We start from the raw sequence: 14,352 nt of genomic DNA on the forward strand, positions 1-14,352 counted from the left end.
TGATCGTTATCAGCGTCGCGCAGAATAGCGGCCAAGCTGTTCGCGACACGCCTGCAAGCCACTGTAAATCGTCGGGCAATACCACATCAGCTTCAGACGCGCGCTGTGCTGCAACACATTGCGCACCAGCTGATTCACCTGCGGCTGCCAGTCCGTTGGGATGACCATGTGATTTTTGCGGATCTGCGCCAGGCAGCTATGCATCACCGTTTGGTAGTAGCTATCCAGCAACGCGGCATCCACCGGCAGTTGCTGCTCGCGCAGGAACTGTTCGCTGCTTTCACGCGCAATAAAGTAGTTTTTCACATAGGAAAAATCGCGCGTGCTTTGCGACAGCGAGGTCAGCATAAAGCGTTTGTAGTAGTAGCTTTGGCTGGTGCAATAAATGTTCCGCGCCTGCAGATAGAGCGCGAACATATACGGCGCATCTTCATGGTTTTGGATTGGCAGAAACTGCAGCGCCAGTTGATCAATCAACCGACGCGAAATGATGCTGCTCCACACGACGCGATGCGCCGATTGATGCTGCATCAGCGTACGCAAGCTGGTGCTGCCGCCGGGCAGTAATCCACTGACATGACGCTGATGAATGGTTTGATAGTGGCGCTGCGCTGCCGGCAGATCGAAAAACATTTTCGCGCCAAAGCAGAACAGATCGATATCTTCATGGCGCGCCTGCACGCGACGGAAGTCGGCGAACAAATCGGTGGAGACAAAATCATCCGCATCCATGAAGTAAACAAAATCACCGGTTGCGACAGAGAGCCCTTTCATACGCGCGGCACTGACGCCGCCGCGCTCACCGCTCAGCAGGATCACCTGCGGATGTTGGGCCGCAAACGCCGTTAGCCAGGCTACGCTGCTGTCGCTGGAACCATCGTCGATCACAATGATCTGTTCCGGCGGCGATGACTGACGCAGCAATGAACCCATCGCCTCTGGCAGCCAGGGCGCGCAATTCCAGTTCGGTATGATGACCGAAACCGTAGGGATACGGTGAGATGACATCATGCTCATCCTCTTTCCTCAACGTTAAACAACGGAATTCTGAGACGCTTCAACACCACGCTATGCAGCAGACAGCAGACGCCGAGATTGAACGCGCCAATCAAGCCGAGCCACAGCAGGTTAAGCCAGCGATTTTGGTTCCACTCGATCGGCAGCAAGGTGCTTAACCAGGCGATGGCCGCAGAAACCGCCCAAATCAGCATTACGTCGCGGGTTAACCAGGTGAAATGAATGCCCGGTGCGAAGCGGCGATGCACCAGCCACGCCCAGCCGACCAGATAGAAGATGTTCTGCCCCAGCCACAGCCAACCGGTACCCAGTGCGCCGTAGTGAATGGCGCACCAGATGTTGAGCGGCACCAGCAGCACGGCAAAGCAGGTGAATCCTTTCATGTGCAGCTTGAGGTTGCCGTTGATGTATTGCAGGTGATAGAGCAAACCGCAGATGGCCTGAATGCCGCTGCCCAACGCATACAGGCTGAGGACAAATGACATCTCATCAACGATCTGACTCTTCTGCGTCCACGCCCACAGCAGCGGGCCGGCGTAACAGGCGATGGTGATACTGAGCGGCGCCATAAAGATCGCCACCGCCTGCGTGGTGTAGCGATAGAGTTTCAGCGACTCCGCATCGCCCTCTTTACGGGTTTTCATGCCGGTCATGCGTGGCACAATCGCCTGCATGATTGGGCTACTCAGCAGCAGAATGCCGGTCGCGGCGGTTGCCACCACGGTAAACGAACCGTATTCGCTCAGCGGCAGCGTCTTGGAGAGCACCAATCGGTCGATTTGCGAAATGAAGGTCCACACCGCACTGGAAAATGCCGCGCTGAGCGCAAAACGAATAAAGGGTTTCAGCACCTCTTTCAGATCGCCGCGCTTCTCTTTACGCGCCGCTTTGGGGATCAGCTGGCAGGATTTGTAGATACAGCAGGCCGCTTCGGCAATCGATACCAGCAACTGCCAGACAAAGAACGCCAATACCGGATTAGAGAAGAACTGAATCACCAGCACCGCGCCAAAGGTGCGCAAGGTGGTGATAATCAGGTTGACGCCGTTTAGCCACACCTGATGTTCGAAGCCCACAATCACGCTGCGATACGGACTGGTGCGCCAGCGAATCGCGGCGGTGATCACCATAATCGCCACGGCAATCACCACATCGCCCGCCGGAAGATGACGCGCATCCAGCCAATGCGTGGCAATCCACGGCGTCGCCAGCCAACCCAGCACCACCAGCACAATCGTGGAGAACAGGAAGAATTTGGTCAGCGTGGCAAACAGCGCCGGGAACCAGACAAATTCCGCCTGATTAGCACGATAGCGCGCCGCTTCCCGCATCAAGGTGGTCGAAACACCGGCATCGAGTAATTGCAGCCAGGTTAATAAGATCGAAAAGAAGCCCACTAAACCGTAGGCTTCCATTCCTAAGTGTTGAATATAAAGTGGTACAACCAAAATACCTGACAGCGTCAGATAGATTTGACCAACATAGTTGGCAATCGCGTTACGTTTTATAGACATAGGTGTTTTGGCATCTGGGGATTATCTCAGTGGCCTTAAGCGTGACATAAAAGTATTCACGCGCACACCGGAGTTATTCTTAAAATTAACGTTGGTGCTAAGCGCCCAGCCTTTTTCTCATTTTCATCATGGAGAAATAGATGTCAGGTTGTTTCAACATAAGTTTTTCCATTGCACCCTTGGCCGGGAAGTTTTCCGCAAAGTAGGTTAAGGCATGGCGGGTATTATCTGAGAATTTATCGGCACCACTTAACTCATGCTGGACTAATTGTAATAAGCCGCTGCGTAAATAACTTTCCCGATAGCGGTTTCGCTCCGGAATATAGTGTGACAAACGCGTGAGTTTTTCATAATCAGTAATAAATTGCTGATAGGTTAAGCGCGGCGCGGCCTCTGCTTTAGTGGTCAGCGACGCTTCACTGGCGTAATCGAGCACCCACGCAGTTTGCGTATGCAGTAAGCCGGCCAGCATCACATCCTGAATACGCGTCAGCGGCCCACCCGCGCGGGCCAGGCCAGCCCGCAAGATCACCGCAAAGCCGCCCTGCTGCCACCAGCGCTGCGCATGCAGTTGCTGAAACAGCTGCAGAGAAGAGTGTAAACCGTTCGCCAGCTCGCGCTTCGCCAGTGAGACAACGAAACAGTTCAGCTCGGGACGCTGGTCACTGAGCTTCGCCACGTCCTGCAGCAGGCTGGCCGGCAAGGCGCTGCGCTCAGCGCTGAACAGCAGAAAATCATCTTCAGCCGGCGTGCTGTGCGGGAAAGTCGGCAGCAATGAGGAGGTGAGATGCGCTCCCGCGGCATCGGGCTGCAGCCAATAACAGACCAGCTCTTCTTCAGCTTTAGGCGAGGATGAGATGCGATTGAAGGTGGCAGGCGCGACCTGCTGCTCAGTTAAATCCTGAGCAAATGAAGAACTACCCATATATATCTCCCTAAGAATAAATTGGCTTGCCGCAACGGCAGTTCACGCCACAAAACGCGGGCGTAAATAAATAAGTGAAATATCGTTATCGTGTTCTAGCGGAAATTAGCTCAACCAATTATAAACAGGCCTGGAATTGTAATTCCAACCACTATTAGCATTACCACGTAACTTAAGAGATTCATTGTTCAGCGCGGCTGCATGAAGTGTGAAGTTGATCAGCAAAAATTTGCGTGAGTTGTAACAAGCGAGATGAATAGCGCGTATTTTATTAACCTTTATTCGCGTTTAGACATGAATTTCGTGAAATAAAAACCACGCTATATTAGGAAATAGTTGCTACTTGCTAAGTTTAATCCGATTCATGAAGAAATGAATAGTGGGGAATGGTTGATCTTTTCCCATAACTTTCAATACAAAGCACTGCATGTAATCGGTAACGGCGCGCTCTGTATAAATATATTTCTTTAGTTACCACTCTGTTTTACCCATGCATAACGCCCTTTAATCATTAACCTCACTCAAATGGGCCCCAGGATTTATATAACCGCACCCTTGCAGCAGCGCTTTTCAGATTATGCCTAAGCTCTCCTGGTCTGCGTTTTTATCCCCTCTTTATATGTCACTGGCTATCCCATTTTGCGACTTAGGATTACCAGATAAATCATTTAAGCCTCGCTGCCTGCTCTGACAGTATTGAACACATCAGTTCTGAATATCAGATAATCAATAACTTTCAGTTATAAGGAGTGACCATGCGGGTTATTACGCTGGCGGGCAGCCCTCGCTTCCCTTCACGCTCTACTGCGCTGCTGAGCCTGTGCCAGCACGCGCTGGAAGCACGCGGTGTCGAAGTGATTCCGTGGAATATTCACAACTTCCAGCCTGAAGATTTGCTCTATGCACGTTTCGATTCTCCCGCATTAGCCGCGTTGAAAGCCGATTTGGCGCTGGCGGATGGCGTGATTGTCGCCACGCCTATTTATAAGGCTTCGTTCTCTGGCGCACTGAAAACCCTGCTCGATCTGCTGCCCGAGCGCGCGCTGGAACACAAAGTGGTGCTGCCACTGGCCAGCGGCGGCAGCGCTTCACATCTACTCGCGGTGGATTACGCGCTGAAGCCGGTACTTAACGCACTGAAGGCGCAGGAAGTGTTGCACGGCGTGTTCGCCACTGACGGCCAGATTACCGATTACGACCGCCAGCCGCTGCTCGATCCGCTGCTGTCGCAACGCATTGATGAAGCGCTGGATACCTTCTGGCACGCGCTGCATCGTCGCCACCAACCTTACGCACAAGCGGTATAAAGGAAGAGAGATGAAAAGGATATTGATGGGTTTATTCATGCCAGCCGTCGCGGCGCTGCTCACCTTGAGCGTGAGCGCGCAGGCCGCCGACGCACCGGAACAGTTGCGCATCGGTTATCAGAAAGGCTCGGTGAGCATGGTATTGGCGAAAACCCACAAGCTGCTGGAGCAGCGCTTCCCGCATACCAACATAAAGTGGGTGGAATTCCCGGCGGGCCCGCAAATGCTCGAAGCGCTTAACGTCGATAGCATCGATTTAGGCAGCACCGGCGACATCCCGCCGCTGTTTGCGCAGGCCGCAGGTGCCGATCTGCTGTATGTCGGCTCGGAACCACCCAAGCCGCAGGCCGAAGTGATTCTGGTGCCGAAAGACAGCCCGATTCACAGCGTGGCCGAACTGAAAGGCCATAAAGTGGCGTTCCAGAAAGGCTCCAGCTCGCACAACTTGCTGTTGCGTGCGCTGGAGCAGGCCGGACTGAGCTTTAAAGACATTCAGCCAACCTATCTAACGCCCGCCGATGCGCGCGCCGCGTTCCAGCAAGGTGACGTTGATGCCTGGGCAATTTGGGATCCTTACTACTCTGCCGCCCTGCTGCAAGGCAACGTGCGCGTGCTGGCCGACGGCAGCAAACTCAATCAAACCGGCTCCTTCTATTTAGCCACGCGCAAATACACCGAGGCGAACGGCGCATTTGTGCAGCAGGTACTGAATACCTTTAGCGACGCTGATGCGTTAACGCGCAGCCAGCGTGACCAGAGTATTGATCTGTTGGCGAACGCGATGGGCTTACCGAAACCGGTGATTGCCAGCTATCTCGACCATCGTCCACCGACCACCATTACGCCGGTCAGCGCCCATACCGCGCAGGCCCAACAGCAAACGGCCGATCTGTTTTATGCCAATCATCTGATGCCGGTAAAAGTGAATATCGCTGACCGCATCTGGCATCCACAATCCGCCCAGCCAAAAGGAAATTAATCATGAGCGTATCCGTATTTTGGTTTCTCCCGACGCACGGCGATGGTCACTATCTTGGCACGGCGGAAGGTTCGCGCCCGGTTGATCATGGTTACCTGCAACAGATTGCGCAGGCAGCGGATCGCCTTGGCTTCGGCGGCGTGCTGATCCCCACCGGCCGCTCCTGTGAAGATGCCTGGCTGGTGGCGGCGTCATTGATTCCGGTAACGCAGCGTCTGCGTTTCCTCGTCGCACTGCGTCCGGGCGTGATTTCGCCTACGCAGGCGGCGCGTCAGGCCGCCACGCTGGATCGTCTGTCGAATGGTCGCGCGCTGTTTAATCTGGTTACTGGCGGCGATCCGGAAGAGTTAGCCGGTGATGGCGTGTTCCTCGATCACCGTGAACGTTATGAAGAATCCGCTGAGTTTACCCGCGTCTGGCGTCGGGTTAGCGAAGGCGAAACCGTCGATTACGAAGGCAAGCATGTGAAGGTGCGCGGTGCGCGCCTGATGTTTAAAGCGGTGCAGGAACCGCGTCCGCCGCTGTGGTTTGGCGGATCGTCGGATGCCGCGCAGGATCTGGCCGCCGAGCAGGTCGATGTTTACCTCACCTGGGGCGAACCGCCTGCATTAGTTAAAGAGAAGATTGAGCAAGTGCGCGCCAAAGCGGCGGCACAAGGCCGCACCGTACGCTTCGGAATTCGTCTGCACGTGATTGTGCGCGAAACCAATGAAGAAGCGTGGCAAGCAGCGGATCGCCTGATTGCCCATCTCGACGATGCCACCATTGCCAAAGCGCAGGCCGCGTTTGCGCGCACCGATTCGGTGGGCCAGCAGCGTATGGCCGCACTGCACGGTGGACGTCGCGATAAGCTGGAGATCAGCCCGAATCTGTGGGCCGGCGTGGGTTTGGTGCGCGGCGGCGCAGGCACCGCGTTAGTGGGCGATGGCCCAACCGTGGCGGCGCGCATGCAGGAGTATCAGGATCTCGGCATCGAGACCTTTATTCTTTCCGGCTATCCGCATCTGGAAGAGGCTTATCGCGTTGGCGAGTTGCTGTTCCCGCACCTCGATTTGGCGATTCCGGAAGTACCGAAGCCGCGCGTGGTGCAAGCGCACGGTGAAGCGGTGGCTAACGATTTCACGCCGCAAAAAGTGTCGCAGAGCTAAAGGAGCAGATGATGGCGAACGTTAAAAAACAGCTGACCAATGCTGTACTGCCCTGGGTTTTGCCGGTGGTGCTGATTGCGCTGTGGCAACTGGCATCGCAAGTGGGTTGGCTGTCGACGCGCATTTTGCCGTCGCCGGAAAACATCCTCATCACCTTCTGGAAGCTGACGGTGAGCGGTGAACTGTGGCAAAACCTGGCGATCAGCAGCTGGCGTGCCGCCATCGGTTTCTCCATCGGCGGCTCGATTGGTTTGATTCTGGGTTTGATTACCGGCACGTCGCGCGTCGGCGAACGCTTGCTGGATACTTCAGTGCAAATGCTGCGTAACGTGCCACATCTGGCGCTGATTCCGCTGGTGATTCTGTGGTTCGGCATCGATGAATCCGCCAAGATTTTCCTCGTGGCGCTGGGCACTTTGTTCCCGATTTACCTCAACACTTATCACGGCATTCGTAACATTGATCGGGGTTTAGTCGAGATGGCGCGCAGCTACGGCTTGTCTGGCTGGAGCCTGTTCATTCAGGTGATTCTGCCGGGTGCGCTGCCTTCGATTATGGTTGGCGTACGTTTTGCCCTTGGCCTGATGTGGCTGACGCTGATTGTCGCCGAAACCATTTCCGCTAACTCAGGCATTGGTTATCTGGCGATGAATGCGCGTGAATTCCTGCAAACCGACGTGGTGGTGGTGGCCATCATTCTCTATGCCCTGCTCGGCAAACTGGCTGACGTTGCGGCACAACTGCTGGAGCGCGTCTGGCTGCGCTGGCATCCGGCCTACCAATTGAAGGAGAACGCATGAGCAACGCAACCCTAAATCCGGCGCGCCTAAATCGCGGTACGCCGGTTGGCGTGAATGGCGTCAGCAAGCAATATGGCGATCGCACCATCCTGAATAATATCGATCTGCATATTCCTTCCGGGCAGTTCGTCGCCGTCGTCGGCCGTAGCGGCTGCGGGAAAAGTACCTTGCTGCGTCTGCTGGCGGGTCTGGAATCCACCACGCGCGGGGCGTTGCTGGCGGGCAATGCCCCGTTATCCGAAGCACGCGAAGATACGCGTTTGATGTTCCAGGATTCACGCTTACTGCCGTGGAAAAAGGTGATTGATAACGTTGGGCTGGGACTGAAAGGCCGCGAATGGCGCGCCGCCGCGCTGGAAGCGCTCGAAGCCGTGGGATTGGCGGATCGCGCCAATGAGTGGCCTGCCGCGTTATCCGGCGGTCAGAAACAGCGTGTGGCGCTGGCGCGTGCGCTGATTCACCGCCCAGGTTTGCTGCTGCTCGACGAGCCGCTCGGTGCGCTGGATGCGTTGACGCGTATCGAAATGCAGGGGCTGATTGAGTCGCTGTGGCAGCAGCATAACTTCACCGTGCTGCTGGTGACGCACGATGTCAGCGAAGCGGTGGCGATTGCCGATCGCGTATTGTTGATTGAGGAAGGCCAGATTGGCCTGGATTTGATCGTCGATCTGCCGCGCCCACGCCGTCGCGGATCGGCACGTTTGGCAGAGCTGGAAGCGGAAGTGCTGGATCGGGTGATGAAGCGTGGTTCATCGGAACAGCCGTTGAAGTTTGCGCAGCAGAGTTAATTAAAGACGCGCGATAAATCGCGCCGCTACGGATGTGTGCATTTATTCGTAGCGGCGCAATTTATTGCGCATTGTTTTCTTACGCGTTCAACGCCTTGGTGATCTTCTCGTACAGATCGCCAGACAGCTTATCCAGCCCTTTCAACGTTTCCAGCGCTTTACGCATCAGCGCCTGACGATCGGCATCGTAACGTTTCAAGCGAATCAGCGGCTCGATCATGCGCGCAGCCACTTGCGGGTTGCGCGTGTTGAGATCGGTCAACATCTCCACCAGGAACTGATAACCGCTGCCATCTTTGGCGTGGAACGCCGCGGGATTGCCTGAGGCAAACGCTCCAATCAGTGAACGGATACGGTTCGGGTTGCCCATGGTGAACGAACGGTGATTCAGCAGCTCACGCACGTTGCTCAGCACGTCCGCCGCTGGGCTGGTGGCTTGCAGCACAAACCATTTATCCATCACCAAACCATCCTGATGCCAGCGCTCATCATAGGCCGCCAGCAGCGTATCGCGGCAAGGCAGGTTCGCCGCCACCGCTGCAGCCAGCGCCGCTAATGCATCGGTCATGTTGTTCGCCTGCTGATATTGCGCCTGCACCAGCTTGTCCGCCTGTGCCGCATCGGCAAAGGCCAGATAACCGAGGCAAACGTTTTTCAGCGTGCGTTTGCCAATCTCCGCGTGCTCAATTTTGTATTCGCTGCTTTGGTTGGCCAGATAGAGCGCGAAGAATTCGTCACTCAGCTCTTTTGCCAGCGTACGCACCAGCGCATCGCGCACCGCTGAGATCGCCAGCGGATCGATGACATCAAACAGTTCGGCGATTTCATTCTCAGACGGCAGCGAGAGAATCAACGCTTTCAGCGCCGGATCGCCCTGCTCATCCAGCAATACTGCGCGGAAGGCATCAGCCACATGCAGCGGCAGCGACAGCGGCTGGCCCTGCTGATGACGTGCGACGTTGAGGCGAATGTAGGTGGCCAGCAGGCTTTGCGCCGCATCCCAGCGCGCGAAGTCATTACGTGCGTGACGCATCAGGAAGGTGAGTTGCGCATCGCTCCATTTGTAGTCGAGCTTCACGGGCGCAGAGAATTCACGCAGCAGCGATGGCACCGGCTGGAAGTAAACGTTATCGAAAATAAAGGTCTGGAACTCTTCGGTGACGTTCAGCACGTGATGCACCGGATGACCGTTATGCTGCAGCGGGATCACCTTGCCTTCGTTATCGTACAGTTCGATATCCAGCGGAATGTGCAGCGGCAGCTTCTCTTTCTGCTCGGCGGTGGCCGGCGTGCGCTGGGTGACGTGCAGCGTGTACTGTTCCAGCTCTGGATTGTAGTCATCGCGCACCGTCAGGATCGGCGTGCCCGCCTGGCTGTACCAGCGGCGGAACTGCGACAGATCGACGTTCGAGGCATCTTCCATCGCCTGCACGAAATCATCGCAGGTGGCGGCGCTGCCATCGTGACGCTCGAAGTAGAGTTGCATGCCTTTCTGGAAATTCTCTTCGCCCAGCAAAGTGTGCATCATGCGGATCACTTCTGAACCTTTCTCATACACCGTTAAGGTGTAGAAGTTGTTCATTTCGATCACCTGATCCGGACGGATCGGATGCGCCATTGGGCTGGCGTCTTCCGCGAACTGCGCGCCGCGCATCACGCGTACGTTATCGATACGGTTCACCGCGCGCGAACCGAGATCGGAGCTGAACTCCTGATCGCGGAACACCGTCAGACCCTCTTTCAGGCTGAGCTGGAACCAGTCGCGGCAGGTGACGCGGTTGCCGGTCCAGTTGTGGAAATATTCGTGACCGATAACCGCTTCAATGCCGAGGTAATCTTTGTCGGTGGCGGTTTCGGCTTTCGCCAGCACATATTTGGAGTTGAAGACGTTGAGGCCTTTGTTCTCCATCGCGCCCATATTGAAGAAATCCACCGCGACGATCATAAAGATGTCGAGGTCGTACTCAAGGTTAAAGCGCTCTTCATCCCACTTCATGCTGGCTTTCAGCGAGGCCATCGCCCAATCAGCACGATCGAGGTTGCCGCGATCGACAAAGATTTCCAGCGCCACATCGCGGCCTGAACGCGTGGTAAAACTATCGCGTAATACGTCGAAATCACCGGCCACCAGCGCAAACAGGTAGCACGGTTTCGGGAACGGATCTTGCCACTTCACCCAATGGCGGCCATCTTCATGGCGGCCGCTCTCCAGCTTGTTGCCGTTGGAAAGTAAATAAGGATAACGCGCGGCATCGGCAATAATGGTGGTGGTGAAGCGCGCCAGCACGTCCGGACGATCGAGATACCACGTTATGTGGCGGAAACCTTCGGCTTCACATTGGGTACAAAGCGCATCGCCGGATTGGTATAACCCTTCCAGCGCGGTGTTTTTATCCGGATGAATGTCATTAATGATGGTCAGAGTAAAGTTGTCCGGTAACTGGCTAATGAACAACGCGCCCTCTTCTTCGCGGTAATGCGACCACGGATTGCCATCCACCGCCAGCGATACCAGCGTGAGATCTTCGCCATCTAAACGCAGTTCAGCATCGGTAGCGCCCAGACGCTTCACCTGGCTGACCGCCGTGACGCGCGTTGAAGCCGCATCCAGATCAAAAGTCAGGTCGATATCGGTAATGGTGTAATCCGGCGCACGGTAATCGTGGCGATATTTAATTTGCGGCTGTTGCGTCATGAGTCCTTCTCGCATCGTTAAATCGTTAATATGTTGACCCGTCAAAGTCTAAGCGGGTTGTGCCTCTGTTGCCACGCTCAATGCGTACGTTCGTTGAAAAGGCTACAATTCATTAACAATGGCACAAATGACCCTCGACCTGCCACCCGCAATTATGGTGTGATCGCGGTCATTACTGTTTTATACTCCTGCGTCTTTATGACTTTGTTGAACACCGGGCTCTGCTCCGCGGAAGAGGATGCTGAAACGCACCATGACTGGACATGCTTCCCCGATTTTGACCACGCTGCTTGATACCGATGCGTACAAGCTTCATATGCAGCAGGCCGTCTATCATCGCTATTATGATGTCCCGGTTACGGCGGAATTTCGCTGCCGTGGCGACGAACTGCTCGGTATTTATGTGGACGAGATCCGCGCACAAATTGAAACCCTGCAAACGCTCGCCCTGAGCGACGATGAGTATCACTACCTCAGCGGGCTGCCTTTCTTCCAAAGCGATTACCTTAACTGGCTGCGACAGTTCCGCCTCGATCCGTCACAAGTCAACGTGCGAAACAACAACGGCCATCTGACGATTCAGATCAGCGGGCCGTGGCGTGAAGTGATTTTGTGGGAAGTGCCGTTGCTGGCTCTGATCAGTGAAGTGGTGCATCGCCACCGCACGCCGCAGATGGGTGTGGATCAGGCGGTTGCGCACTTGCAGCACAAGCTGGTGGATTTCCGTCAGCAGGTTGGCGATTTGGATATGTCACGCTTCCAGCTGATGGATTTCGGCACGCGGCGCCGCTACTCCAAAGCGGTGCAGGAAGCGATCGTCGCTACGCTTAAAGCGGAGTTTCCGTGGCTGGTGGGCACCAGCAACTACGATTTGGCGCGTCGCCTGCAGCTTAATCCGGTGGGCACGCAAGCACATGAATGGTTCCAGGCGCACCAGCAAATCAGCCCGGTATTGGCGAACAGCCAACGTGCGGCGCTGCAATCCTGGCTGGATGAGTATGACGATCAGTTAGGCATCGCTTTAACCGACTGCATCACCATGGATGCTTTCCTGCGCGACTTTGGTCCGGGCTTTGCGCATCGTTACCAAGGCCTGCGTCATGACTCCGGCGATCCGCTGGAATGGGGTGAAAAAGCCATTGCGCACTATCAGCGGCTGGATATCGATCCGAAAAGCAAAACGCTGGTTTTCTCGGATAACCTCAATCTGGACAAAGCGCTGGCGCTCTATCGTCACTTTGGCCAACGTGCCAACGTGGTGTTTGGTATCGGAACGCGCTTGTCCTGTGATATTCCGGGCGTTACGCCGCTGAATATCGTGATCAAACTGGTGAGCTGCAACGGCAAACCGGTGGCAAAACTCTCCGACAGTCCCGGCAAAACCATTTGCCAGGATAAAGCCTTCGTGCGCGCCTTGCGCAAAGCCTTCGATCTGCCGCTGGTCAAAAGAGCCAGCTGATTCTTATTGCAGGGTGCTTGCACCCTGCTCTCACGCAACAAATCTCCTGTTTACCCGGCAATTTTGCTTGTTTCCTGTGGGCTCGCAAGTAACATAGCAAAACCCTGAAAAAGGGCTTTTATCCACCTTCTTTTATATATAGAGAGAACTTTATGAGCGTTGTGCCTGTAGCGGATGTACTGCACGGCCGTGTCGCGGTTGACAGTGAAGTCACCGTACGTGGTTGGGTGCGTACCCGAAGAGATTCCAAAGCTGGTCTTTCCTTTATCGCCGTTTACGACGGTTCCTGCTTTAATCCCGTTCAGGCCGTCGTCAATAATTCTCTGAATAATTATCAGGATGAAGTGCTGCGTCTGACCACCGGCTGCTCGGTGATCATTACCGGTAAAGTGGTCGAATCGCCAGGCGAAGGCCAGGCTTTCGAGCTGCAGGCGACTAACGTTGAAGTCACCGGTTGGGTTGACGATCCGGATACCTATCCGATGGCGGCGAAACGTCACAGCATCGAATACCTGCGTGAAGTGGCGCACTTGCGTCCGCGTACCAACCTGGTCGGCGCCGTGGCGCGCGTGCGTCATACGCTGGCGCAGGCGCTGCATCGCTTCTTCCACGAAAACGGTTATTTCTGGGTTTCTACTCCGCTGATCACCGCTTCGGATACCGAAGGTGCTGGCGAGATGTTCCGCGTTTCGACGCTTGACCTGGAAAACCTGCCGCGCGATCCGCAGGGCAAAATCGATTTCGATAAAGACTTCTTCGGTAAAGAAGCGTTCCTGACCGTATCGGGTCAGCTCAACGCAGAAACCTACGCCTGCGCGCTGTCAAAGGTCTATACCTTTGGTCCAACGTTCCGTGCCGAGAACTCCAACACCAGCCGCCATCTGGCGGAATTCTGGATGCTGGAACCAGAAGTGGCGTTCGCGACGCTGGATGATGCGGCCGCTTTGGCAGAATCCATGCTGAAATATGTGTTCCAGGCTGTGCTGAACGAGCGTGCCGACGACATGGCGTTCTTTGCTGAGCGTGTGGACAAGGATGCGGTTGCTCGTCTGGAGCGTTTCGTACAAACCGACTTTGCCCAGGTGGATTACACCGATGCGGTCGAGATCTTGCTGAAAAGCGGCCAGAGCTTCGAGAACCCGGTTTCCTGGGGCGTGGATCTGTCATCAGAACACGAGCGTTATCTCGCAGAGCAGCACTTCAAAGCGCCGGTGGTGGTGAAAAACTACCCGAAAGACATCAAAGCCTTCTATATGCGCATGAACGAAGATGGCAAAACCGTGGCGGCGATGGATGTTCTCGCGCCAGGAATCGGCGAAATCATCGGGGGTTCACAGCGTGAAGAGCGTCTGGATGTGCTCGATGCGCGTCTGGCAGAAATGGGCCTCAATAAAGAAGATTATTGGTGGTATCGTGACCTGCGTCGTTATGGCACCGTGCCACATGCAGGCTTTGGATTAGGTTTCGAACGATTAATCGCCTATGTCACCGGCGTACAAAATGTAAGGGATGTTATCCCCTTCCCACGTACCCCTCGCAACGCGAATTTCTAAATTTAGCGATTAATTATAAGTAATTCATATATATAAAGAGGTCGGCCTAGCCGGCCTTTTTTTATTTTTGTAAATTTAGAGTTCTCTCACAAAGTTCCCGAATTTTTACAAATTGTCATACAATTTTTCCTTTTGATACTTAATTGCGAGATTTGAATCATCTTCGG

The 14,352-nt window shown here is 55.0% G+C and carries 11 protein-coding genes; 7 read left to right on the forward strand and 4 right to left on the reverse strand.

Annotated elements, in window-relative coordinates:
* Window positions 1–9: 9 nt before the first annotated feature.
* The 3 genes from HX773_RS06255 to HX773_RS06265 all read right to left on the reverse strand — a co-directional run bounded on the left by HX773_RS06255 (window position 10) and on the right by HX773_RS06265 (window position 3,456).
* Window positions 10–1,011: a glycosyltransferase gene (locus HX773_RS06255; protein ID WP_255433188.1), complete on the reverse strand. Its 1,002-nt coding sequence runs from the start codon at window positions 1,009–1,011 to the stop codon at window positions 10–12.
* A 2-nt stretch (window positions 1,012–1,013) separates the two neighbouring features.
* Window positions 1,014–2,531, reverse strand: coding sequence for a lipopolysaccharide biosynthesis protein (locus tag HX773_RS06260; RefSeq protein WP_176970857.1), 1,518 nt, complete (start codon window positions 2,529–2,531; stop codon window positions 1,014–1,016).
* Between the two features lie 97 nt (window positions 2,532–2,628).
* Complete coding sequence (locus HX773_RS06265) at window positions 2,629–3,456, reverse strand: hypothetical protein (RefSeq protein WP_176970858.1); 828 nt, start codon at window positions 3,454–3,456, stop codon at window positions 2,629–2,631.
* A gap of 755 nt (window positions 3,457–4,211) precedes the next feature.
* On the opposite strand from HX773_RS06265, the gene ssuE reads away from it, so the two are divergent.
* From ssuE to ssuB, 5 genes are read left to right on the forward strand one after another with little or no spacing between them, the layout of a single operon-like run.
* Window positions 4,212–4,763, forward strand: coding sequence for an NADPH-dependent FMN reductase (ssuE, locus tag HX773_RS06270; protein WP_176970859.1), 552 nt, complete (start codon window positions 4,212–4,214; stop codon window positions 4,761–4,763).
* 10 nt (window positions 4,764–4,773) lie between these two features.
* Entirely contained in the window at window positions 4,774–5,742 is a 969-nt protein-coding gene (locus tag HX773_RS06275) for a sulfonate ABC transporter substrate-binding protein (RefSeq protein WP_176970860.1), read from the forward strand.
* 2 nt (window positions 5,743–5,744) lie between these two features.
* The gene (gene ssuD / locus HX773_RS06280) at window positions 5,745–6,890 is read left to right on the forward strand and encodes an FMNH2-dependent alkanesulfonate monooxygenase (protein WP_008102354.1); all 1,146 of its coding nucleotides are present in this window, start codon (window positions 5,745–5,747) and stop codon (window positions 6,888–6,890) included.
* Between the two features lie 11 nt (window positions 6,891–6,901).
* Window positions 6,902–7,690: an aliphatic sulfonate ABC transporter permease SsuC gene (ssuC, locus tag HX773_RS06285; RefSeq protein ID WP_176970861.1), complete on the forward strand. Its 789-nt coding sequence runs from the start codon at window positions 6,902–6,904 to the stop codon at window positions 7,688–7,690.
* Complete coding sequence (gene ssuB, locus HX773_RS06290; protein WP_101760939.1) at window positions 7,687–8,478, forward strand: aliphatic sulfonates ABC transporter ATP-binding protein; 792 nt, start codon at window positions 7,687–7,689, stop codon at window positions 8,476–8,478. Before ssuC ends, ssuB begins: the two co-directional genes overlap by 4 nt.
* A 79-nt stretch (window positions 8,479–8,557) precedes the next feature.
* Here ssuB and pepN read toward each other — a convergent pair whose 3' ends face one another.
* Window positions 8,558–11,173, reverse strand: a complete 2,616-nt coding sequence (pepN, locus tag HX773_RS06295) for an aminopeptidase N (RefSeq protein ID WP_176970862.1) — start codon at window positions 11,171–11,173, stop codon at window positions 8,558–8,560.
* A gap of 253 nt (window positions 11,174–11,426) precedes the next feature.
* Between pepN and pncB the strand changes: the two genes are divergently transcribed.
* Together pncB and asnS are read left to right on the forward strand one after the other, a co-directional pair.
* Window positions 11,427–12,632: a nicotinate phosphoribosyltransferase gene (gene pncB, locus HX773_RS06300; RefSeq protein WP_176971008.1), complete on the forward strand. Its 1,206-nt coding sequence runs from the start codon at window positions 11,427–11,429 to the stop codon at window positions 12,630–12,632.
* Window positions 12,633–12,784: 152 nt separating this feature from the next.
* The gene (gene asnS, locus HX773_RS06305; RefSeq protein WP_101760942.1) at window positions 12,785–14,185 is read left to right on the forward strand and encodes an asparagine--tRNA ligase; all 1,401 of its coding nucleotides are present in this window, start codon (window positions 12,785–12,787) and stop codon (window positions 14,183–14,185) included.
* The last annotated feature ends 167 nt before the right edge of the window (window positions 14,186–14,352 follow it).

It is taken from the genome of Pantoea sp. B9002 (assembly GCF_013385945.1).
GTDB lineage: Bacteria > Pseudomonadota > Gammaproteobacteria > Enterobacterales > Enterobacteriaceae > Pantoea.

Coding starts and splice junctions, on each gene's coding strand:
- HX773_RS06255 (WP_255433188.1), bottom strand. CDS start 1,011: ATGATGTCATCTCACCGTATCCCTACGGTTTCGGTCATCATACCGAAC.
- HX773_RS06260 (WP_176970857.1), bottom strand. CDS start 2,531: ATGTCTATAAAACGTAACGCGATTGCCAACTATGTTGGTCAAATCTAT.
- HX773_RS06265 (WP_176970858.1), bottom strand. CDS start 3,456: ATGGGTAGTTCTTCATTTGCTCAGGATTTAACTGAGCAGCAGGTCGCG.
- ssuE (WP_176970859.1), top strand. CDS start 4,212: ATGCGGGTTATTACGCTGGCGGGCAGCCCTCGCTTCCCTTCACGCTCT.
- HX773_RS06275 (WP_176970860.1), top strand. CDS start 4,774: ATGAAAAGGATATTGATGGGTTTATTCATGCCAGCCGTCGCGGCGCTG.
- ssuD (WP_008102354.1), top strand. CDS start 5,745: ATGAGCGTATCCGTATTTTGGTTTCTCCCGACGCACGGCGATGGTCAC.
- ssuC (WP_176970861.1), top strand. CDS start 6,902: ATGGCGAACGTTAAAAAACAGCTGACCAATGCTGTACTGCCCTGGGTT.
- ssuB (WP_101760939.1), top strand. CDS start 7,687: ATGAGCAACGCAACCCTAAATCCGGCGCGCCTAAATCGCGGTACGCCG.
- pepN (WP_176970862.1), bottom strand. CDS start 11,173: ATGACGCAACAGCCGCAAATTAAATATCGCCACGATTACCGTGCGCCG.
- pncB (WP_176971008.1), top strand. CDS start 11,427: ATGACTGGACATGCTTCCCCGATTTTGACCACGCTGCTTGATACCGAT.
- asnS (WP_101760942.1), top strand. CDS start 12,785: ATGAGCGTTGTGCCTGTAGCGGATGTACTGCACGGCCGTGTCGCGGTT.